The 19,805-nt window shown below is 66.2% G+C and carries 20 protein-coding genes and 1 tRNA gene; 8 read left to right on the forward strand and 13 right to left on the reverse strand.

Annotation, left to right across the window (positions count from 1 at the left end):
• Positions 1-3 precede the first annotated feature (3 nt).
• The 8 genes from fabF to AC5P5X_RS08410 all read right to left on the reverse strand — a co-directional run bounded on the left by fabF (position 4) and on the right by AC5P5X_RS08410 (position 6,570).
• On the reverse strand, positions 4-1,266 hold the full coding sequence (fabF, locus tag AC5P5X_RS08375) for a beta-ketoacyl-ACP synthase II (RefSeq protein ID WP_005412446.1): 1,263 nt from the start codon (positions 1,264-1,266) through the stop codon (positions 4-6).
• Between the two features lie 143 nt (positions 1,267-1,409).
• Positions 1,410-1,649, reverse strand: a complete 240-nt coding sequence (gene acpP, locus AC5P5X_RS08380; protein ID WP_005408313.1) for an acyl carrier protein — start codon at positions 1,647-1,649, stop codon at positions 1,410-1,412.
• Positions 1,650-1,801: 152 nt separating this feature from the next.
• Entirely contained in the window at positions 1,802-2,545 is a 744-nt protein-coding gene (fabG, locus tag AC5P5X_RS08385) for a 3-oxoacyl-ACP reductase FabG (RefSeq protein ID WP_012479289.1), read from the reverse strand.
• 82 nt (positions 2,546-2,627) lie between these two features.
• On the reverse strand, positions 2,628-3,572 hold the full coding sequence (gene fabD / locus AC5P5X_RS08390; protein WP_049419366.1) for an ACP S-malonyltransferase: 945 nt from the start codon (positions 3,570-3,572) through the stop codon (positions 2,628-2,630).
• 256 nt (positions 3,573-3,828) lie between these two features.
• The gene (locus AC5P5X_RS08395; protein WP_495215956.1) at positions 3,829-4,611 is read right to left on the reverse strand and encodes a BUD32 family EKC/KEOPS complex subunit; all 783 of its coding nucleotides are present in this window, start codon (positions 4,609-4,611) and stop codon (positions 3,829-3,831) included.
• 78 nt (positions 4,612-4,689) lie between these two features.
• A complete protein-coding gene (locus AC5P5X_RS08400; RefSeq protein WP_005408309.1) occupies positions 4,690-5,667 on the reverse strand; it encodes a beta-ketoacyl-ACP synthase III in 978 nt (325 codons plus the stop codon).
• A gap of 91 nt (positions 5,668-5,758) precedes the next feature.
• Positions 5,759-5,953 carry a 50S ribosomal protein L32 gene (gene rpmF, locus AC5P5X_RS08405; RefSeq protein WP_005408308.1) on the reverse strand — a complete coding sequence of 65 codons (195 nt, stop codon included), beginning with the start codon at positions 5,951-5,953 and terminating at the stop codon, positions 5,759-5,761.
• A gap of 107 nt (positions 5,954-6,060) precedes the next feature.
• Positions 6,061-6,570: a YceD family protein gene (locus tag AC5P5X_RS08410; RefSeq protein WP_049397145.1), complete on the reverse strand. Its 510-nt coding sequence runs from the start codon at positions 6,568-6,570 to the stop codon at positions 6,061-6,063.
• Between the two features lie 113 nt (positions 6,571-6,683).
• On the opposite strand from AC5P5X_RS08410, the gene AC5P5X_RS08415 reads away from it, so the two are divergent.
• Positions 6,684-7,253 carry a Maf family protein gene (locus AC5P5X_RS08415; RefSeq protein WP_059033317.1) on the forward strand — a complete coding sequence of 190 codons (570 nt, stop codon included), beginning with the start codon at positions 6,684-6,686 and terminating at the stop codon, positions 7,251-7,253.
• A gap of 265 nt (positions 7,254-7,518) precedes the next feature.
• Here AC5P5X_RS08415 and AC5P5X_RS08420 read toward each other — a convergent pair whose 3' ends face one another.
• A complete protein-coding gene (locus AC5P5X_RS08420; protein WP_111188906.1) occupies positions 7,519-9,360 on the reverse strand; it encodes a glycosyltransferase family 39 protein in 1,842 nt (613 codons plus the stop codon).
• A 42-nt stretch (positions 9,361-9,402) separates the two neighbouring features.
• Here AC5P5X_RS08420 and AC5P5X_RS08425 point away from each other — a divergent pair, with 42 nt between their 5' ends.
• The 4 genes from AC5P5X_RS08425 to AC5P5X_RS08440 are packed head-to-tail and all read left to right on the forward strand — an operon-like array spanning position 9,403 to position 13,769.
• Positions 9,403-10,356, forward strand: a complete 954-nt coding sequence (locus tag AC5P5X_RS08425; RefSeq protein WP_005408304.1) for an AAA family ATPase — start codon at positions 9,403-9,405, stop codon at positions 10,354-10,356.
• 2 nt (positions 10,357-10,358) lie between these two features.
• Complete coding sequence (locus AC5P5X_RS08430) at positions 10,359-11,303, forward strand: DUF58 domain-containing protein (RefSeq protein ID WP_043033683.1); 945 nt, start codon at positions 10,359-10,361, stop codon at positions 11,301-11,303.
• Positions 11,296-13,245 (forward strand): transglutaminase TgpA family protein, encoded by a 1,950-nt coding sequence (locus AC5P5X_RS08435; protein WP_012479283.1) that lies wholly within the window; start codon positions 11,296-11,298, stop codon positions 13,243-13,245. The genes AC5P5X_RS08430 and AC5P5X_RS08435 overlap by 8 nt, the downstream gene beginning before the upstream one ends.
• A complete protein-coding gene (locus AC5P5X_RS08440) occupies positions 13,242-13,769 on the forward strand; it encodes a Slp family lipoprotein (RefSeq protein WP_088024728.1) in 528 nt (175 codons plus the stop codon). Before AC5P5X_RS08435 ends, AC5P5X_RS08440 begins: the two co-directional genes overlap by 4 nt.
• Positions 13,770-13,846: 77 nt before the next feature.
• On the opposite strand, the gene AC5P5X_RS08445 is transcribed toward AC5P5X_RS08440, so the two are convergent.
• The 4 genes from AC5P5X_RS08445 to dnaX all read right to left on the reverse strand — a co-directional run bounded on the left by AC5P5X_RS08445 (position 13,847) and on the right by dnaX (position 17,345).
• Positions 13,847-14,206 carry a histidine triad nucleotide-binding protein gene (locus AC5P5X_RS08445; protein WP_111188905.1) on the reverse strand — a complete coding sequence of 120 codons (360 nt, stop codon included), beginning with the start codon at positions 14,204-14,206 and terminating at the stop codon, positions 13,847-13,849.
• A gap of 67 nt (positions 14,207-14,273) precedes the next feature.
• Positions 14,274-14,873 carry a recombination mediator RecR gene (gene recR, locus AC5P5X_RS08450; protein WP_005408299.1) on the reverse strand — a complete coding sequence of 200 codons (600 nt, stop codon included), beginning with the start codon at positions 14,871-14,873 and terminating at the stop codon, positions 14,274-14,276.
• Between the two features lie 111 nt (positions 14,874-14,984).
• A complete protein-coding gene (locus tag AC5P5X_RS08455) occupies positions 14,985-15,305 on the reverse strand; it encodes a YbaB/EbfC family nucleoid-associated protein (RefSeq protein WP_005408298.1) in 321 nt (106 codons plus the stop codon).
• Between the two features lie 6 nt (positions 15,306-15,311).
• On the reverse strand, positions 15,312-17,345 hold the full coding sequence (dnaX, locus tag AC5P5X_RS08460) for a DNA polymerase III subunit gamma/tau (protein ID WP_165931272.1): 2,034 nt from the start codon (positions 17,343-17,345) through the stop codon (positions 15,312-15,314).
• 162 nt (positions 17,346-17,507) lie between these two features.
• Between dnaX and AC5P5X_RS08465 the strand changes: the two genes are divergently transcribed.
• The 3 genes from AC5P5X_RS08465 (at position 17,508) to AC5P5X_RS08475 (ending at position 19,762) form a co-directional block, all read left to right on the forward strand.
• Positions 17,508-17,600: transfer RNA gene (locus AC5P5X_RS08465), tRNA-Ser, on the forward strand.
• 360 nt (positions 17,601-17,960) lie between these two features.
• The gene (locus AC5P5X_RS08470) at positions 17,961-18,299 is read left to right on the forward strand and encodes a hypothetical protein (protein WP_252744367.1); all 339 of its coding nucleotides are present in this window, start codon (positions 17,961-17,963) and stop codon (positions 18,297-18,299) included.
• Entirely contained in the window at positions 18,296-19,762 is a 1,467-nt protein-coding gene (locus tag AC5P5X_RS08475; protein WP_323162876.1) for a YfjI family protein, read from the forward strand. Before AC5P5X_RS08470 ends, AC5P5X_RS08475 begins: the two co-directional genes overlap by 4 nt.
• Positions 19,763-19,805: the final 43 nt, after the last annotated feature.

Consider the following 19,805-nt stretch of genomic DNA (forward strand, 5'->3'; position numbering starts at 1 on the left):
CACTCAGACGCGCTTGAAGATCAGCGTGCCGTTGGTGCCGCCGAAGCCGAAGCCATTGGACATCACCACATCCACCTTGGCCTGGCGTGCTTCGTTGGGCACGTAGTCCAGGTCGCAACCTTCGCCCGGCTGCTGCAGGTTGATGGTCGGCGGAATGACGTTGTCCTGCAGCGCCATCACCGAGAAGATCGCTTCCACGCCGCCGGCGGCACCCAGCAGGTGGCCGGTCATCGACTTGGTGGAGCTGACCATCATCTTGTAGGCGTGGTCGCCGAAGGCGGTCTTCATCGCCATGGTCTCGCCCAGGTCGCCCAGCGGCGTGGAGGTGCCGTGCGCGTTGAGGTAACCCACCTGTTCCGGGGTCACGCCGGCGTCCTTCATGGCCATGACCATGCAGCGCGCGGCGCCTTCGCCGTTCTCGCTCGGGGCGGTCATGTGGTACGCGTCGGAGCTGGCGCCGAAGCCGGCCAGTTCGCAGTAGATCTTCGCGCCACGTGCCTTGGCGTGCTCGTACTCTTCCAGGATCAGGATGCCGGCGCCGTCGCCCAGCACGAAGCCGTCACGATCCTTGTCCCACGGGCGCGAGGCCTGTTCCGGGGCGTCGTTGCGGGTGCTCATGGCCTTCATCGCGCAGAAGCCGCCCAGCGCGGTCGGCGAGGAGCCACGCTCCGCACCACCGACCACCATCACGTCGGCATCGCCGTACTGGATCATGCGCATCGCGGTACCGATCGAATGGTTCGAGGTCGCGCACGCCGAAACCGCCGAGAACGACGGACCCTTCAGGCCGGTGATGATGCTCAGCTGGCCCGGCAGCATGTTGATGATGGTCTTCGGTACGTAGAAGGGCGAGATCTTCTTGCCCTCGTGGAACTCGATGGTCTGCTCTTCGATGCCGAGCAGGCCGCCGATGCCGGCGCCGACGATGGCGCCGATGCGCTCGGCATTGGCGTCGGTGATCTCCAGGCCCGAATCATGCAGGGCCATGAACGAGGCACCGAGGCCGTAATGGATGAACGGGTCCATCTTCTTGGCATCCTTGCCGCTGACCCGGAACTTGCCGAACAGTTCATTGTCGGCGGTGATGTCGAATCCCTTGACCTCACCTGCAATCTTGGTGGTGAACCGATCCACGTAGGCATCAGCAACGTTGGTCAGCGGACCGATGCCCGAACGACCGTGGGTGATGCCTTCCCAGCTGCTGGCCAGATCATTGCCCAACGGCGAGACGATACCCAGGCCGGTTACGACGACGCGACGCTTCATTGCTGTTTCTCCTGACCCGGATGATTTCTACGGGTAACTCGGTTTGCTTCGATGTGATGCCCAAACACACGGGGCCGCAACAGCGGCCCCATGGGGTGCGGTGCGCGGCAAGGAAATACCTGCACGCGCACTGCCGTCTGACATCAGGCCTTGACGTGGGCCTTGACGTAGTCGATGGCGGCCTGCACGGTGCTGATCTTCTCGGCTTCTTCGTCCGGGATCTCGCACTCGAATTCTTCTTCCAGGGCCATCACCAGCTCGACGGTGTCCAGCGAGTCAGCGCCCAGGTCATCGACGAACGATGCGCTGTTGGTGACTTCTTCTTCCTTGACGCCAAGCTGTTCGACGACGATTTTCTTGACGCGTTCTTCGATGGTGCTCATGGGATCTCGCTCCAGATGGAGTTGTGGTTCAAAAGTGGTCGCCATCAAAGGCGATGGCCGTGGGATAGTGTAGTGGAAACCGGCGCGGCCTTGCATCGCAGCAAAAACCTCAGCAGATCAACCACTTGCGGCGCAATCCCTGCGCCCCTTGCTTACGGCATGTACATGCCACCGTTCACATGGAGGGTTTCGCCGGTGATGTAACCGGCAGCCGGGCTGGCCAGGAAGGCCACCGCATGGGCGATGTCCTCCGGCGAACCCAGGCGTTCGAGGGCGATGTCGTTGATCAGCGCGGCGCGCGCTTCTTCCGGCAACGCCTTGGTCATGTCGGTGTCGATGAAGCCGGGAGCAACCACATTGACGGTGACACCGCGCGAACCGATTTCCTTGGCCAGCGACTTGCTGAAGCCGATGATGCCGGCCTTGGCGGCCGCGTAGTTGGCCTGGCCGGCATTGCCGGTCACGCCCACCACCGATGCGATGTTGATGATGCGGCCCTTGCGTGCCTTCATCATGCCGCGCATCACCGCCTTGCTGGTGCGGAACACGCTGGTCAGGTTGGTGTCGATGATCGACGCCCAATCCTCGTCCTTCATGCGCATCAGCAGGTTGTCGCGGGTGATGCCGGCATTGTTGACCAGGATCGAGATCGGGCCGAACTCCTTGGCGATGCCGTCCAGCACGCTGTCCAGCGCGGCAGCGTCGGTCACGTTCAGTGCACGGCCGTGGCCGCCGTGGGCGGCCAGGCGCTCACCGATCGCGGCAGCGCCGGATTCGGTGGTGGCGGTGCCGATGACGGTGGCGCCCTGGGCGGCCAGCAGATCGGCGATGGCGGCACCAATGCCACGGCTGGCGCCGGTGACCAGTGCGATTTCACCCTGCAGGGGCTTGCTCATGGTGTTTTCCTCAGGCTGGGGCGGCCGCCGTACCCGTACCGCGTGCAGCGGCCACCGGTACGGTCGGCAGGAACAGGGGGAGTCAGGCCGACCATGCCTCGCGGGCGGCTTCGAAGTCGCCCGGGGTGGCCAGTGAACGGCCGTCGATGGCCTTGTCGATGCGTTTGACCAGGCCGGTCAGCACCTTGCCCGGGCCGCACTCGGCGATCCGGGTGATGCCACGGCCGGCCAGCGCCTGCACGCATCCGGTCCACTGCACCGGCTGGTACAGCTGCTGGACCAGCGCGGTACGGATCGCGTCGATACCGTCATGCACCTGGGCATCCACGTTCTGCACCACCGGCAGCTGCGGCGCCTGCCAGGACAGGCCGGCCATCACTTCGGCGAGGCGGTTGGCGGCTTCGCGCATCAGCGGGGTGTGCGAGGGCACGCTCACGGCCAGCTTGACGGCCTTGCGCACGCCCTTCCCGGCCAGCAGCGCCAGCGCGCGGTCAACCGCATCTGCGTCGCCGCCGATCACGATCTGGCCCGGCGAATTGAAGTTGGCCGGCACCACCACCTGGCTGCCCGCGGCTTCGGCGCAGACGTCCAGCACCAGCTGGTCTTCAGCGCCGAGCACGGCGGCCATGGCGCCGACACCGGCCGGTGCGGCTTCCTGCATCAGCTGGCCGCGCAGGCGCACCAGGTGCGCACCGTCATGCAGGCTCAGCGCGCCAGCGGCGACCAGGGCGGTGTACTCGCCCAGGCTGTGGCCGGCCAGCACCGACGGGCGCGGACCGCCCAAGGCGTTCCAGGCACGCCACACGCCGATGCTCGCGGCCAGCAGGGCCGGCTGGGTGTATTCGGTACGGTTGAGCATTTCCTCCGGGCCACCCTGGGACAGCGCCCACAGGTCGACGCCGGCACCATCGGATGCTTCGGTGAAGGCTTCACGCACCTGCGGGTGCAGTTCGGCCAGCTCGGCCACCATGCCCACAGACTGCGAGCCCTGGCCGGGGAAGACAAAAGCGAGGGTGGATACGGTCACGCGGTCATCCGCTTGTTGCAATCGAAGCGGGCCATGATAAGGGCGAATCCGCTGTGTCGTCTGTACGTGCGCGTATGCAGGCGTATGGAGCGCCGCCGCGGGACAACCCGGCATCCGGTGCGGTGCCCCGCCCTGGTAGAGTCGACTGTCAGTCGACTGCGCTTCGATCAGCCGCTGAAAACCCGCGCTGCGCGCGGAAGTCGACTGACAGTCGACTCTACCGCAGCGCCAACCTGCCAGCAGCGCGAACCTGCCATCAGCAGAACAGCTGCAGCACGTCCAGGTCGCCGTCGGCGAGGAAGTCCACGCACAGGCCCACCAGCATCAGTACGCCCGCCGTGCTGGCGCCATGGGCGATGAAGATCGAATGTGCCAGCGCGCGCGCTGAACGGCCCAGCCTCATGCAGACCCGGGCCAGGCTGCGCAGGCGGCCGCTGACCGCGTGCACGTGTTCACGCACCGGCGCCTGGGCCTCGCCCATCGCCTCGGCCATCATCGCCTGCAGCTGCTCGGGGCGGTCGGCGTAGTACTTGGCCACGCCGTAACCGAACATCAGCCAGTCGCGGGCCTGCGCTTCGGACAGATCCATCACTTCCAGCGGATCTTCCTCGAAGTCGATGAAGCCCACCTTCTGCCCATCCCAGGTGAGGTTGCGCGGCAGCGGCTGGCCGAAATAGGCGCCGCGCGCATGCGCTTCGGCGATGGCCTGCATGGCCGCCATCACCAGCCGGTCGCGGCCGGCCTCGTCGGCCTGGCGCAGGCAGGTGTTGAACGAGCTGCCGTTGTCACCGATCACCAGCGCGGCGTGGCCGCTGCCCAGCACTTCGGGCACGTTCACGCCCTGCGCCTGCAGTTCTCCCAGGCGACGGGCTTCGGTTTCTCGCGCGGCATCACCACCACGGTGCGGCGGTGGTCGCGGGGCGTCCAGATGGAAACGACGGGCAACGAAATTGAGCAGGCCCAGGGCCACTGCGCGGCTTCCCTTGCCGTACTGCTTCAGCCAGGCGCGCTGCCCTTCGATGACGATGGGCTCAACCATGACGTGTACTCCTTTAAACGCGTTACGGCCCCAGAGGGGCCGTAACGACAAAACTTCACATTGTCGTAACTTGCACTATCAATAGCGCAGCAGGGCCGAACCCCACGTGAAGCCACCGCCGAAGGCTTCCAGCAGCAGCAGCTGGCCGCGCTCGACGCGGCCCGAACGCACCGCAGCGTCCAGCGCCAGCGGCACCGAGCCGGACGAGGTATTGCCGTGCTTGTCGACAGTCACCACCACCTGGTCCATCGACATGTCCAGGCGCTTGGCGGTGGCTTCGATGATGCGCAGGTTGGCCTGGTGCGGAATCAGCCAATCCAGGTCGGACTTGTCCAGGCCATTGGCAGCCAGGGTCTCGTCCACGACCGAGTCCAGCGCCTTGACGGCGTACTTGAACACGTCGTTGCCCTTCATGTTGATGGTGCCACCACCGTTGGCGCCGTCCTTGAAGCCGGTCGAGACGCCCACCGGGTTCCACAGCAGCTCCTTCTTGCTGCCGTCGGCATGCAGGTGGGTACTGAGGATGCCGGTTTCTTCGTCGGCCTTGAGCACGACGGCGCCGGCGCCATCGCCGAACAGCACGCAGGTGGTGCGATCGTTCCAGTCGACCATGCGGGTCAGCGTTTCGGTGCCGATCACCAGCACGTGCCTGCAGTCGCCGGAACGGATGAACTTGTCGGCCACGCCCAGCGCGAACACGAAGCCCGAGCAGGCGGCGTTGACGTCAAAGGCAGGGCACCCCGCAACACCGAGCTTGGCCTGGATCAGGCACGCGGTGGAGGGGAAAATGAGGTCAGGCGTGGTCGTACCGACCACGATCATGTCGAGCTGCGAAGCGTCGATACCGGCCGCTTCAAGTGCGCGCAACGCGGCCTGGTAGCCGAGGTCGCTGGTGGTTTCGCCTTCGGCCGCGATGTGCCGTTCACGAATTCCGGTGCGCGACTGGATCCACTCATCCGAGGTTTCGACCATTTTTTCCAGGTCGGCGTTGGTCAGGACTTTTTCCGGCAAATAGCTACCGGTGCCCGCGATCCTCGAATAGATCCGCTTGCTCATCATGTTTCCTGTTGCGCGGGCCGCCGATCACCGGCACGCCCGGGAAAGAAGGCAAAGGCCGCTGCCCGGGGGCAGCGGCCTTCCCGGCACATCAATCTTCTTCGACGGCCGAGGTCTTGGTCTGGATGACCTTCTTGCCGCGGTAGAAACCGTCGGCAGTGATGTGGTGACGCAGGTGCACTTCGCCGGTGGTCGGGTCGGTCGACAGCTGCTTGGCGCTCAGGGCGTCATGCGAACGGCGCTGGCCGCGGCGGGACGGGGTAACACGGGATTTCTGCACAGCCATGGGATTGCTCCAAACTCGGTTCGTTTTGCTTCGTCGTATCGTCGCGCAGGACGCCAGCGCCCAGCACACTTTCGCTTTCGCCGCAGCCGCCGACGACAATCCGGCTGCTATTGTTTCTTCAATGCCGCCAATGCCGCGAACGGATTGGCCTTCTTTGCTTCTTCTTCGCTCGGCGCCCAGTCCTTGTCGACTGCTTCACCGTCGGGCGACAGCGGAACCACCGGCACCGCCAGCACCAACTCGTCCTCGACCAGGTCCAGCGGACGCAGCTGGCCGTCTTCCGGCACCAGCAACGCCTCGTACTCCTCCGGCAGGGACGATTCCTCGTCCTCGTCGCGGATCAGGCCAAGCCTCTGGGTCACCTTCACCGGCAACAGGAATCGCTGCATGCTGCGCTGACAGGTCAGCGGCAACGCGGTGTCGATGGTCAGTTCCACATAGGATACCCGCAGGACTTCGTCGCGACCGAATTCAAGCGAGTAGGAACACTCGCCGTCGGTATCTGCGACCAGCCCCTGCAGGCGGGTCAATTCAGCCAGGGAAACCTGGCCGTCGAAGCGCCTTCGCGCTACGACCATCCGCCAAGCATCCAGCGATTCGGGCACGTTCGCGGACATAAGCCGCTGAATACTAAGGATCGGGGGGGCTGCTGTCAAATGCCCGCCATACAGCACTTGCTGCTGGCGCTGCGCACAGGCCAGACTGCCGCACCCTGCCCCGGTATTCTCGCATGTCACTGGTCCTGGCCTCCACCTCCCGCTACCGCCGCGAGTTGCTGCAGCGGCTGGGCCTGCCCTTTGACTGCGCGCGCCCGGAGGTGGATGAAACCCCGTTGAACGGTGAGACGCCGCTGGCCCTTGCAACGCGCCTTGCCACGGCCAAGGCAACCGAAGTCGCCGCCCGCCACCCCGGCGCCTGGGTGATCGGCTCGGACCAGGTGGCGGACCTGAACGGGCGGCCGCTGGGTAAACCGGGCACGGCCGGGGCGGCCTGCGCGCAGCTGGCGGCGATGTCCGGGCAGACAGTACGCTTCCATACCGCCATCAGTCTCACGCGAGACGGAGAATCATTCAGTGCCGTGGATCTGACCGAGGTCCGTTTCCGCGCGCTGGGCCAGGAGGAGATCGCACGCTACGTGGCCACCGAACAGCCGCTGGACTGTGCCGGCAGCTTCAAGTGCGAGGGCCTGGGCATCAGCCTGTTCGAAGCGATCGACAACCGCGACCCGACCGCGCTGATCGGCCTGCCGCTGATCGCGCTGTGCGGGTTGCTGCGCCAGGCACGGTTCGCGGTGCCCTGAAGGCGACACACTGATTGCCGGCACCGATCGCGGAAACAGGCCGGACATGGGCCGGGTAGGACCTGAGCCGGGTAGCGTCGACTGTCAGTCGACCATCGCGCGCAGCGCGGGGTTTTGCCGGCGGCTGGAAGAGCAGTCGACTAACAGTCGACTCTACCAACGTGGAGCCCCCGACCAACCTGGAGCACCCGACCAACCTGGAGCACCCGACCAACCTGGAGCACGCAACCAACCTGGCGCGCGACCACCTGGACCGCGCTCCGCCTCAGCGCCCGCGAACCTCGAACGGCTGCTCCTGCCATTCCTCCACGCTGCCATCGCGACCGTGCAGGCGCAGGCCCAGCCAATGCCGTCCCGGCGCCAGCGTGCTCGTGTCCAATGAAGCATCGAAGCCCACCGCAGGATGCTGCGGATCGGTGCTGTCCGGCCAGGTCTGGCGCACGTCGAATGCGCGGCCATAGCGCGCATCCCCCATCGAGCGGCCATCGACCAGCACCTCAACCCGTGCCAGGCCGACACCATCCTTGAACGCCCATCCCTTGATCGCCAGCGTGCCAGACACCTTTTCGCCGTTGGAAGGCGTATCCAGCCACGCCATTGCCGGAGTCACGCACGCCCCGGGCGCCTGCTGCGCCGGCAGCCGGAACAGCAGGAAACGCTGGAAGCCATGGTCACTGCTGACCACACGCGGCGCCGGCAACGGCCCCACCTGTCCGCAGATGGCGTGATAGCGCGCCAGCAGATCGCGGTAACGCTGGTCGCTGGGTGAAAGCACCAGCAGCATCGGCGTCGAGCGCTTGCCCTCATGCAGCAGTTCCCACTGCGCCAGCTGCGCGGTGCGCCCATGCTTGTCGTTGAGCGGATGCGGCAGCACTTCGATATCGCCATTGCCGAGCTGGAAGCCCAGCTCGGCGCCAACCTTGAAGTTCCCCGCCAGCACCCGCGTGCCCGCCGGCATCTGCTGCAACTCTTCGCGCACCGCCATCACCAACGGCTGCCAGCCAGCGAAATTGCGCGGGTAGTACTTGCTGCCTGCCAGCTGCTCGCGCAACGCAGGCGTGGAGGCCATCAGGTAATAGCCGAACGCCAGCACCATGCCTGCGCCCGCCAGCCACCAGCCGGTGCGCCGCAGCCAGCGTGGCCAGCCGTTGAGCACCACCGGCACCGCCACCAGCAGGGCCAGATAGCCCGGCAGCGGCCAATGGAAACTGATCCGCTCGACGTCGGTGAAGAAGCCCAGCAGGAAGATGCCCAGCGTGGATACGCCCCCGACCAGGCCGAAGTAGCGCCACTGCACGCGCGTGCCGCCGCCCCTGCGGGTACCGGCCAGCGCCACCTTCCACATCGCCATGCACAGGATCGGGGTGACCAGCATGGGCTGGATCACCAGGAACCACAGCCCGTTCCATTCGAACGTCCAGGGATGGCGCTCGACCACCTGGAACTTCAGGCCGGCGTCGTGGTTGTCCGCGTTCCATGCCAGCAACGGCAGCCACGCCAGCACGCCCACCGCCAGCGCGACCCATACGCGCGGATCGGCCAGCATGCGCCGCCCCTGCGGCAGCGCCAGCAACGCGATGAAGCCAACGCCGATGACACCGATGAAACGGTAGTGACTGAGCGCACCGATCGACAGGCCCAGCGCAAGCTTCATCGCCGACGATGCATCAACGTTGTGCAGCAGCCGCGCACCGGCGTGCAGGCAGATCACCGCGGCCAGTGCCATGGGCACATCCGGCACCGCCAGCAGGCCCAGCGTCGCCGACAACGGCATCAACAGCGTGAGGCTGCCCGCTTGCCAACCGGCCACATTGCCGAACCAGCGCGTGGCCGTGCGCACCACCAGCAACGGCAGCAGCGCGCCGATGGCCAGGAACGGCAGGCGCAACGCGAGCACATGGTGGCCACCGATCTCCACACCCAGGCGCGCCAACCACGCGGTCAGTCCGGGAAGGTCCGAATACGCAGCGGCCAGATGCTGGCCTTCCTGCCAATAGAACGCCTCGTCAACAAACAGTGGCAGCCGCGCAGCCACTACCAGCTTGGCCGCTGTGACCAGCGTCCATAACCAGAGAAATATTGTCCGCGCGCGCTGTTCGCCCTGCATTGCTCTATGGATAATCGAATGGATTCCAGACCTGAGACGATCATGCCAGCCTCGTCCCCCAATCCCAGCATGCTAACCGATCAACTGCGCCAGGCCCTGCGGGAGGCACAGGATCAGGTAAACGCACTGGTGCTGGGCAAGGTGCCAGAAGTCAGGCTGGCTTTCGTCGCCCTGCTTTCCGGTGGCCATCTGCTGATCGAGGATCTGCCCGGCCTGGGCAAGACCACGCTGGCGCATGCGTTGGCCAGCAGCCTGGGCCTCAGTTTCCAGCGCGTGCAGTTCACCTCCGACCTGCTGCCCGCCGATGTACTGGGCGTTTCGGTATACGAGGCCGGCAGCCGCCAGTTCCAGTTCCACCCGGGGCCGGTGTTCACCCACGTGCTGCTGGCCGATGAGATCAACCGTGCGCCGCCGCGCACGCAGAGCGCGCTGCTGGAGGCGATGGCCGAACAGCAGGTCACCCTGGATGGGCAGACCCATCCCCTGCCCGATCCGTTCTTCGTGATCGCCACGCAGAACCCGGTGGACCTGTCCGGTACCTTCCCGCTGCCGGATTCGCAGCTGGATCGTTTCCTGCTGCGCCTGGCGATGGGCTACCCCAGTGCGCAGGCCGAACGCGAACTGCTGCGTGGTACAGACCGCCGCGACCTGATCGCACGTGCCGTACCGAAGCTGGATGACACCCAGGTACGCGCGCTGCGTGAAGCCGTCAGCCAGGTCCATGCCAGCGATGCACTGGTCGACTACGTGCAGGCCCTGCTGACCCGCAGCCGCCAGCACGCCGGCGTGCGCGTGGGCCTGTCACCGCGTGCCGGCCTTGCGCTGCTGCGCGCGGCCAGGGCGCATGCACTTCTGCTGGGCCGCGGCCACGTGGTGCCCGAGGACGTGCAGACCCTGTTCGTGGCGGTGGCCGGTCATCGCCTCGTGGCCGAAGCCGAGTCCAGCTCGGGGCCGGCACTGGCACGGGCCATCCTGCAGACCGTTGCGGTGGATTGAGGGTGGCCACGCGCTGGGCACGACTGCAACTGCTGGCACGCCCGCGCAGGCCTGAAGCACTGCCGCAGCGCCTGGACCGCCATCGCATCTACGTGCTGCCCACCCGTTTCGGCCTGTTCGTCGCCGCGCTGCTGGCGGCAATGCTGCTGGGCGCACTGAACTACAACAACAACCCGGCGTTGCTGCTGGCCCTGCTGCTGGCGGCAGCGGCGATCGCCAGCGCCATCGCCGCGCACCTGCAGCTGTCCGGCGTACAGATCGACGCGATCTCCGCCGAGCCGGTTCCTGCCGGGCAACCACTGCGCCTGCGCGTGGACCTGTCACTGCGTGATCCGCGCGCACGCCACGGCCTGCACCTGCAGCTGGGTGACAGCGAAGCCTGGACCTCGCTGCCTGCACACGGCCGCGGTGAAGTGGAGCTGCACGTTCCCAGCGAACGCCGCGGCTGGCTGGAGCTCCCGCGCATCCGCCTCTCCACCACCCAGCCACTGGGCCTGGTGCGGGCATGGTCGTGGGTGTGGCCGGAACAACCGCTGCTGGTCTATCCGCAACCCGAGGCGCTGGCCCCTGCACTGCCGGAAAGCGGCAACGATCCGCTGCACACGCGCGCCCATGCCAGTGGCGAGGAACTGCATCAGCTACGGCCCTATCGTGCGGGCGATGCGCCACGCAGCATTTCGTGGAAGCACTCGGCACGCCGCGACAGCCTGCTGGTGCGCGAGTACGAAAAGCCGGTTGGCATCGAAGTCATCCTCGATTGGCGCACGCTGTCCCCGCTGGGCCATGAAGCACGCATCGCGCGTTTGGCGCGATGGGTCGACATGGCCGAGCGCGAAGGCCGCCGCTACACCCTGCTGCTGCCTGCACACCCGCCGTTCGGGCCAGGCCAGGGCGCCAGCCACCACCACCTGTGCCTGCGTGCACTGGCATTGATGCCGCATGACTGAGACCACGCCCGCGCTCGACCGCAATGCCCGCAACTGGACCCTGGCCAGCGCGGCGTTGGCGCTGTTGCCGTTGCTGCTGCAGTTGCCGCCCCTGCTGGCGGGCGTGATCGCGGCCGCAGCGCTCGTGACTGCGGTCCTGTCGTGGCGGAAGGTGCTGCCCATGCCGGTGCGCCTGCTGCTGGTGCTGGCCATGCTCGGTGCCATCGCCTGGCAGATGGGGATGGTCCGACCTGGGCGCGATACCGGTTGCGCCCTGCTGGCAGCGATGCTGGCGATCAAGTCCAGCGAACTGCGCAGCCGGCGCGATGCCCGCAGCCTGCTCGGGTTCGCGCTGTTTTCCCCGTTTGCGGCGTTCCTGCTCGACCAAGGACCACTGACCACGGTGTTGGCCGCACTGGCGGGGATCAGCGCGCTGCTCGCCCTGCAACGGCTGGCCGGGGATGAAGGCCACGCCGCGCCGCTGCCCTTGCGAGGGCAGCTGCGCGGCGTTGGCCGCCTGCTGGCGATCGGCCTGCCGCTGGCATTGGCCTGCTTCTGGCTGTTCCCGCGCCTGGCCACGCCACTGTGGGGTGTTCCCGAGCGCGCCGTGGGTACGCCGGGGTTGTCCGACAGCATGGAGCCCGGCCAGTGGCTGGACCTGATGGCCGACGATGCCCCGGCGCTGCGCGTGCAGTTCTTCGGCGCGGTACCCGAGCCGATGCAACGCTACTGGCGAGGACCGGTACTGACCGCCTTCGATGGCCGGCGCTGGACACGTGACCGCGCCAGCGAGCGACGGCCGGCGGCCGTGGTCGAGGCCGGCACGCAGGGCTGGGACTACCAGATCGACTACGAACCCACCGACCGCCGCCAGCTGGTGGCACTGGACCTGCCCAGCCGCGCGCCTGCAGGCAGCACGCTGGATGCGGACATGAGCCTGAGCAGCGAGCGGTCACTGGCGTCGCTGAGCCGCTGGCGGTTGCATTCGGCGCCACCACAACGCTTCGACAGCACGCTGTCACCCTATCTGCGACGGGCCGCGCTGCAGTTGCCCAGTGGCTTCAACCCGCGCACCGCCACGTTGGCGCAGCAATGGCGGCAGCAGGCTGGCAGCGATGACGAGGCCATCGTGCGCCGCGCGCTGCAGTGGATCACCACCGACTTCTCGTACACGCTGGACACCCCTGCGGCAGGGCGCGACCCGATCGACGAGTTCCTGTTCGGCTACAAGGCCGGCTTCTGTGAACACTTCAGCTCGGCCTTCGTGGTGTTGATGCGCAATGCCGGCGTCCCGGCACGGGTGGTGACCGGCTTTGCCGGTGGCACCTACAACCGCCTTGGCGACTACTGGATCGTGCGGCGGATGGACGCCCATGCCTGGGCCGAGGTATGGCTGCCGCAGCGCGGCTGGGTACGGGTTGACCCGACCGCAGCCGTGGCACCGGAACGCATCCTGGACACACTGGACGACCGCCTGCAGGCCGGTACGGACACGCCACTGCAGCAACGCTGGCAGCAGCTGGGGCAGATGGGCGACTGGCTGCGCCGCGGCTGGAACGACCTGGTGCTCTCGTTCGATGCACGCCGCCAGCAGCAACTGCTCACGCCGTTCGGGCTGGATGATCTGGGCCCCACGCAACTTGTCGCTGGCTTCGTGGTGGCAACGATGCTGGCCTTGGCGTGGATGGCCTGGCTGCTGGCCCGTGGCGAGCGCGAACGCGACCCGCTGCTGCGCGCCTGGCACCGGCTCGGACGGCGCTACGCCCGCCTCGGCCTGGCCCGTGAACCGCACGAAACCGCACAGGACTGGGCCCAGCGGGTGCACCGGCAGCGCCCTGACCCGGCCCTGCTCGCACTCAGCCAGCGTTTCGCCGACGCGCGCTACGCTGGAACTTGCACCGACCTCGCTTCATTATTGCGGGACCTGCGCAGGCATCGCCCGACTTCCGGAGCCTCCCCATGAACACCAAGTTCCTTCTCACCGCTGTGGCCACGCTGGCCCTGTCGGCCTGCGCCACGGCCCCCAAGCCGCTGCAGGGACAGTTCAGCCTGGTCTCCCCGCGCGACTCGGTCGCTACCCAGCAGGTCGGCACGCCGGTCCGTTGGGGCGGTCGCATCATCGAAACCAAGCCCGGCCAGGGCGAGACCTGCTTCCAGATCATCTCGCGCCCGCTCAATGGCAGTGGCCGCCCGAACACCACCTCGTCCGACGCCAGCGACGGCCGCTTCATCGCCTGCCGCGCCGGCTTCTACGACCCGGCCGTGTTTGAAGCAGGCCGTGACGTGACCTTCATCGGCAAGATCGATGGCTACCAGAACACCCGCATCGGGGACTACGACTACCGCCTGCCAAAGCTGTCGGCCGATGTGATCTACCTGTGGCCGGAACAGCGTCAGGTCGACGTGGTGCCCTACCCCTATGGCCCCTGGGGCCCGGGCCCGTATGGCCCGTACTGGGGTGGCTACGGCCGTTGGGGCTGGTGGTGATCGCCAACCGGCACGCGTGACGGAAAAGGCCGCCCTCGGGCGGCCTTTTTCATCCACGCATGGCGTGGACAGGACCTTCAACGCCCCGGCGTACCGAAATGCCCCAGCTGTGCACCGGCCAGCAGGTGCATGTGGATATGGAACACGGTCTGCCCGGCATCCTCGCGGCAGTTCATCACGATGCGGTAGCCGTCCTGTGCGAAGCCCTCGCGGCGCGCGTACTCGGCGGCAGCCAGCGCCAGCTTGCCGATCAGGTGCGCCTGCGACGGCTGCAGGTCATCCAGGGTCGGAATGATCTCGTTCTTCGGAATGAACAGCACGTGCACAGGTGCCTGCGGTGCGATGTCCTTGAAGCCCAGCACCTCGTCATCCTCGTAGACGATGGTGGCCGGGATCTCGCGACGGATGATCTTGCTGAAGAGGGTTTCGTTGCTCATGGTCGGCCTCGGCGGGGATGTCATCCGCATTGTAGGCCGGCCGCGCCGGGGGATGCCCGGCCGGCATTCAATCGCGGAATTCGCTGCGCGTTCCGAACGCGTGCGAGAGCGTGCCGCGATCGACGTATTCGAGTTCACCGCCAAGTGGCAGGCCCTGCGCCAAACGGCTCGGCTGCACCTTGCGTGCGCGCGCCAGCTGCGCCAGGTAATGCGCGGTGGCCTCGCCCTCGACAGTGGCGCTGGTGGCGATGATCAGCTCCTGCACCTCGCCCTCGGCCAACCGTCGCTCCAATTGCTCCAGGCCCAGCTCGCGCGGGCCGATGCCATCGAGCGGCGACAGCCGCCCCTGCAGCACGAAGTAGACACCGCGGAAGCCGGTGGCGTTCTCGATGGCCAGGCGGTCGGCCGGCGATTCGACCACGCACAGCTGGCTGCGCTCGCGGCTGCCGTTGGCACAGGTCGGGCACAGCTCAGTTTCGCTGAAATCGCGGCACTGCACGCAGTGGCCGATTCGCTCCACCGCCAATGCCAGTGTCTCGGCCAGACGCTGGCCACCTTCGCGCTCGCGCTCGAGCAGGTGATAGGCCATGCGCTGTGCAGTCTTCTGGCCGACGCCAGGCAGCACCCGCAATGCGTCGATCAATTGTTCAAGCAGGGGTGCGGACACGGCGGCATGCTTTCATGGCGTCGAGCACGCTCGACAGCTGTCTGTAGAGTCGAGCCATGCTCGACCGAGGGTTGGAGCGGGCACCTGCAGCGGCAGGCGCCCCCTGGGAAATCAGAACGGCAGCTTCATGCCCGGCGGCAGCTGCATGCCGGCGGTGGCCGACCCCATCTTCGACTTCGACTCGGCATCGATCTTGTTCGAGGCATCATTGAAGGCGGCGGCGATCAGGTCTTCCAGCATCTCCGGGTCGCTGGTCAGCGACGGGTCGATGCGCACCTTGCGGCATTCCTTGGCACCGGTCAGGGTCACGCTGACCATGCCGCCGCCGGCGCTGCCGGTCACTTCGATCTTGGCGATTTCTTCCTGGGCCTTCTGCAGGTTTTCCTGCATTTTCTGGGCCTGCTGCATCAGTTGTGCGATGTTTCCGCGCATGGTGTCTTACTCGTCAAAAGAACGGATGGAATCGGAAACAACCCGGGCACCGTGCTGTTGGATCAGCACCTGCACTTCCGGGTCGTCCATGAAAACGGCCTCTGCCACCTGCTGCCGCTCACTACGCTGGCGGTCGGCACGCTGGTGCAGGGTCTCGGCCGGAACGTGTTCGGTTTCCACGGTCTCGACCACGATCTTCGGCGCCTGGCCGAGGGCCTTCTCCAGCATCTCGCCCAGGGCGGCCAGCGCGCGCTCCGAGCGCAGGTATTCAAATCCGGGCGAAAGGCCCAGTTTCAAGGTCCCGTGCTGGCAACTGATGAAGGCAGCGTTGGCGGCCAGCTGCCGCGACGGGCCGCTCAGGCCACTGTTGGCGACCAGATCGAGCCAGTCCTCGGCGCTGGCCAGGTCGCTCACACCTTCCAGCGGCGCATTCTCCTGCACTGGCGCCGGCTCGACCGGCGCGATGGCAATGCCTTCAGTGCGGAACGGGCGCTCGGGCGGTGCAGGCTCGCTGGGAGCCGCGACGGGAGCCGGCGGCTCATGCCAGGGCGCCACCATGGCAGCTTCCGGCCCAGCCATCTCGGCCGCCAGCGCCTCGTCACGTGCCTCGGCTTCGTCGGTGGCCCACGGCGGCAGGTCGTCGCCCACTTCTGTTTCAACGGACGGCGGCGCCGCTGCTTCGGCCTTCACCGGCGGCGGTGACACCGGCTCTTCCACCGGAACCGGCTCGGGCTCCGGCGTCGGGTCCGGTTCGGGTTGCGGGGCCGGCTCAGGTTCGGGTTCAGGTTCGCGCGGCGCGGCCTGCACCGGAGCGGCCACCTGCGCCACCACGGCCGGGCTTGCCGAAGCGGCGGCAGTCGCCGGCGTCGCTTCGTGGGTACCCGCACGGGTGCCACCACCGGCAGCATTGCCACCCGGCGCATTGCCTGCCCCCTCCACCGACTTCGGCACCGGCGGGACCGCCGCGGCCGGGCGGAACGCCAGCATGCGCAGCACGGCCATCTCGAAGCCCGCGCGCGGGCTCGGCGCCATCGGCAGGTCACGACGGCCGTTCAAGGCCATCTGGTACCAGAGCTGCACCACTTCCGGGCGCAGGCGCTCGGCGAATGCGGCGGCATCCAGGCCTTCGGCAACGGCCGCACCCGGTACCAGCTGCTGCACCTGGATGCGGTGCAGGCCTTCGGCCAGCGCTTCCAGCACGCCACTCCAGTCCGGCGAGAATTCGGCCAGCGCGGCCACGACCTGCAGCAGGCGCGGGCCATCGCCGTCAGCCAGCGCATCGAGCATCGCCGCCACCTGGGTGCGGTCGACCGTGCCCAGCATGGTACGCACCACGTCCTCGCGCAGCGCGCCGCCGGCATAGGCAATCGCCTGGTCCAGCAGCGACAGGCCGTCCCGCAGGCTGCCATCAGCGGCCTTGGCCAGCTGCACGATGGCACTGCCGTCGGCCTCGATCTCCTCGGCCGCCAGAATGCGGGTCATCTGGCCCTGGATCTGGTCCTCGTCCAGGCGCTTGAGGTTGAACTGCAGGCAGCGGCTGAGCACGGTGACCGGCAGCTTCTGCGGATCGGTGGTGGCCAGCAGGAACTTCACGTGCTCCGGCGGCTCTTCCAGCGTCTTCAGCAGCGCATTGAACGCCGCCTTGGACAGCATGTGCACTTCGTCGATCAGGTAGACCTTGTACTTGCCACGCGAAGGCATGTACTGCGCGTTCTCGATCACCTCGCGCACGTCGTCCACGCCGGTGTTGGACGCGGCGTCGATTTCCAGCAGGTCGATGTAGCGGCCGGCGTCGATATCCAGGCAGGCTGCACACTGGCCGCAGGGATCGGCACTGGTGCCCTGTTCGCAGTTCAGCGACTTGGCGAAGATGCGCGCGATGGTGGTCTTGCCCACGCCGCGGGTGCCGGTGAACAGGAACGCATGGTGGACCCGGCCGCTGTCCAGCGCGTTGCTGAGCGCACGGACCACGTGTTCCTGGCCCACCAGCTCGGCAAAACGCTTTGGACGCCACTTGCGGGCAAGGACGAGATAGGACATCAGGCCACCGTTTTCCATCGGATGTTCCATTGTGCCATGCCTGTCCAGCCCCCTCGCCTCCGGCACATCTTTCGCGGGTTCCTGGCCGGGGTGCTTGTGAAGTGCCGCGCAGCCCGCTAGAATCTGCGCCCCTGCTGAGGCGTTTGCCGATGGCAGGGATCCGGAGAGGTGTCCGAGTGGTTGAAGGAGCACGCCTGGAAAGTGTGTAAGCGTCTAAACCGCGCTTCGGGGGTTCGAATCCCCCTCTCTCCGCCAGTTAATTGAACTAAGCCCCTAATTTCTAGGGGCTTAGTTCTTTTCTGCTCGCTCCAGTATGCCATCCAGTATGCCACAGCGCATTGGCTACGGTTGGGGCCCCTTGTGAGGTGTTGTGCAGCACCGGCCAGCGGAGCTGGGGGGAGGCAGTACGGCACCACCTCGTGCAGACGGGGCTTCACCCAAAGGGGTGTTGGCAATCCTCCCCCGCCACTGATCTGCCGCGCAGCCTTCGGCTGAATTTCCGTCGCGGTTTTTCGACGACTCCGGGGAAATCCGCTCCTTATTCAACGTCTCCGCATCTGCTCAGCATGCCTTCTCAGGACCGCCATTCCGGCAAGTCCAATGGAGGAGAAGCACATGCCACCCAGCAACGTTAACGAAATGGCCGCGCAGTTCATCGCGGCGTACCAGACCCTTAAAGACAAGAAGGACATCGAGCGTCTCCTGGCGCTCATCAAACCGCAGATCCTTTCCGCCAAGGCGGATGGCATCAGCGACAAGGAATTGATCGAACTGATCAATTCCTTGGGCCTACGTGAGAAGTTCTATCCGGCGAAGCTCAAGGAGCTGCGGGGGCGTCTGGCCAAGTCCGAAGTAGATGCTTCGGCCAACGAGAGCGATGACCCGGTAACGAACGAAGACCCCCACCCACTGGCAGCCGCGCTTAGCGGTCACCGCGATGGGGCGGCAGCATGAACATGCTCGCCCCATTCCACACATTTCGAGCTCAGGACCCCAATTTCAGCATGCTCCCGCCGCTGGCCGAAGCTGCCGCGCGCGCCGTGTGCGCCAAGGTCCAGGAGGCCTGCCCGAGCATGGTGCGGACGCACCTGCTGTCGATCCTGTCCTCGGCAGTGGCGCCCCTCTACACGGTGATCCCGCCCAACTGGACGCCCATCCCGATTGGCGTGAGCACCCTGTGCGTCGCTGATGTCGGTGGGAGCAAGAGTCCGGTGCATGAGCTCCTGATCCGGCCGCTCAAGGACCATGCCAAGGAAAACTTCGCGCGGTACGAGGCCGCAACGATCGAAGCGAACGCGGCTTCGGACGAAACAAAATTCCACGTCAAGCTGCTGAAGGCGGAGATCGCGCGCTGCCTGCGGAAAAACGATTCGGCGCAAGAATTCCTCGCCACGCTGGCCGAGCTGAACCGGACGCCTTCGGTGAACCCAAAACATCGTCCACGCCTGGCTAGCAACCTTGACCTGGAAAGCCTGCTCCACCAGCTGGACGGCGAGTACGAAGCCGTTGACTTCATCACCGACGAAGGCGACAAGCTGCTTAGCTCCAGTCTGATGCGTCACGTATCTGACATGGTCGATCTGATTGACGGCAAGGCATTGGAGTACCGACGCGAGAAGAAGAAGCATCTTTACGCCAGCCATCCGCGGGGAACGTTTGGTCTGCTGGCGCAGTCCGCAGCAATCACCCCGTTCCGTCCTCGGTGCAAGCGCAACGAATATAACGAACATAAAGCCGTCAAACTCGGCTTCTTTTCGCGCCTCCTCGTCTGCGTTGCGCAACCGTTGCCAATGGGCAACCAGTATGCTCGCGCCAATGGGGACGACGAGGCGCTCTCGGACCTCCACGAGGCGCTCAAGGAGCTTTACGACCTACATCGGGACAACCAGGAAACCGGTGGCATCGCACCCATCGAACTCGTGTTCGCACCTGACGCCCTGGGCTACTGGGACGAACTGTGCCGCATCACCAACAATCTCAAGTTCGGGCAGCTCGCGCATATCGCAGACTTCGTCTCGAAGATGCTCAATCTGACCGCCCGCCTGGCTGCAGTGCTGCATGTCTGGGAAAGCGAAACCCACTATGTCTCGCTCTCTTGCCTCCAGCGCGCCTGGGCGCTTGTCTCCTGGCATGCCACTCAGTACGAGCTCGTGTTCGTCCCGCCGCCGCCTTTGCCTCAGCAGGAGGCAGACGTGGCGGCCGTTATCGAGCACCTGAAGATCTTCCGCTTTGAAACCGACTACAAGGAGGTTCCTACGGAGCCCATCGGCTTGTTGCTGGGCATTCCTAGCAACCGCCTTCGCGCGGCCCTCCTACGCATGGAGCAACGGGAACTGATCGAGCTTTGCGGCGGCAAAACCACGTTCATTAACTGCATGAAGATGTTCTCGAGGTCGCGAAACCTTACTTGGCGGTAAGTGCGGACCAGCGACTAGAAATGCCCGGCAGCCGCCGGGCATT

Source organism: Stenotrophomonas sp. YJH_SMC_91, assembly GCF_059368495.1.

Excerpts from the sequence above, each read along its gene's own strand:
- fabF (WP_005412446.1), bottom strand. The coding sequence starts at position 1,266 with ATGAAGCGTCGCGTCGTCGTAACCGGCCTGGGTATCGTCTCGCCGTTG.
- acpP (WP_005408313.1), bottom strand. The coding sequence starts at position 1,649 with ATGAGCACCATCGAAGAACGCGTCAAGAAAATCGTCGTCGAACAGCTT.
- fabG (WP_012479289.1), bottom strand. The coding sequence starts at position 2,545 with ATGAGCAAGCCCCTGCAGGGTGAAATCGCACTGGTCACCGGCGCCAGC.
- AC5P5X_RS08395 (WP_495215956.1), bottom strand. The coding sequence starts at position 4,611 with ATGGTTGAGCCCATCGTCATCGAAGGGCAGCGCGCCTGGCTGAAGCAG.
- AC5P5X_RS08400 (WP_005408309.1), bottom strand. The coding sequence starts at position 5,667 with ATGAGCAAGCGGATCTATTCGAGGATCGCGGGCACCGGTAGCTATTTG.
- rpmF (WP_005408308.1), bottom strand. The coding sequence starts at position 5,953 with ATGGCTGTGCAGAAATCCCGTGTTACCCCGTCCCGCCGCGGCCAGCGC.
- AC5P5X_RS08410 (WP_049397145.1), bottom strand. The coding sequence starts at position 6,570 with ATGTCCGCGAACGTGCCCGAATCGCTGGATGCTTGGCGGATGGTCGTA.
- AC5P5X_RS08415 (WP_059033317.1), top strand. The coding sequence starts at position 6,684 with ATGTCACTGGTCCTGGCCTCCACCTCCCGCTACCGCCGCGAGTTGCTG.
- AC5P5X_RS08420 (WP_111188906.1), bottom strand. The coding sequence starts at position 9,360 with ATGCAGGGCGAACAGCGCGCGCGGACAATATTTCTCTGGTTATGGACG.
- AC5P5X_RS08425 (WP_005408304.1), top strand. The coding sequence starts at position 9,403 with ATGCCAGCCTCGTCCCCCAATCCCAGCATGCTAACCGATCAACTGCGC.
- AC5P5X_RS08435 (WP_012479283.1), top strand. The coding sequence starts at position 11,296 with ATGACTGAGACCACGCCCGCGCTCGACCGCAATGCCCGCAACTGGACC.
- AC5P5X_RS08440 (WP_088024728.1), top strand. The coding sequence starts at position 13,242 with ATGAACACCAAGTTCCTTCTCACCGCTGTGGCCACGCTGGCCCTGTCG.
- AC5P5X_RS08445 (WP_111188905.1), bottom strand. The coding sequence starts at position 14,206 with ATGAGCAACGAAACCCTCTTCAGCAAGATCATCCGTCGCGAGATCCCG.
- AC5P5X_RS08455 (WP_005408298.1), bottom strand. The coding sequence starts at position 15,305 with ATGCGCGGAAACATCGCACAACTGATGCAGCAGGCCCAGAAAATGCAG.
- dnaX (WP_165931272.1), bottom strand. The coding sequence starts at position 17,345 with ATGTCCTATCTCGTCCTTGCCCGCAAGTGGCGTCCAAAGCGTTTTGCC.
- AC5P5X_RS08470 (WP_252744367.1), top strand. The coding sequence starts at position 17,961 with ATGCCACCCAGCAACGTTAACGAAATGGCCGCGCAGTTCATCGCGGCG.
- AC5P5X_RS08475 (WP_323162876.1), top strand. The coding sequence starts at position 18,296 with ATGAACATGCTCGCCCCATTCCACACATTTCGAGCTCAGGACCCCAAT.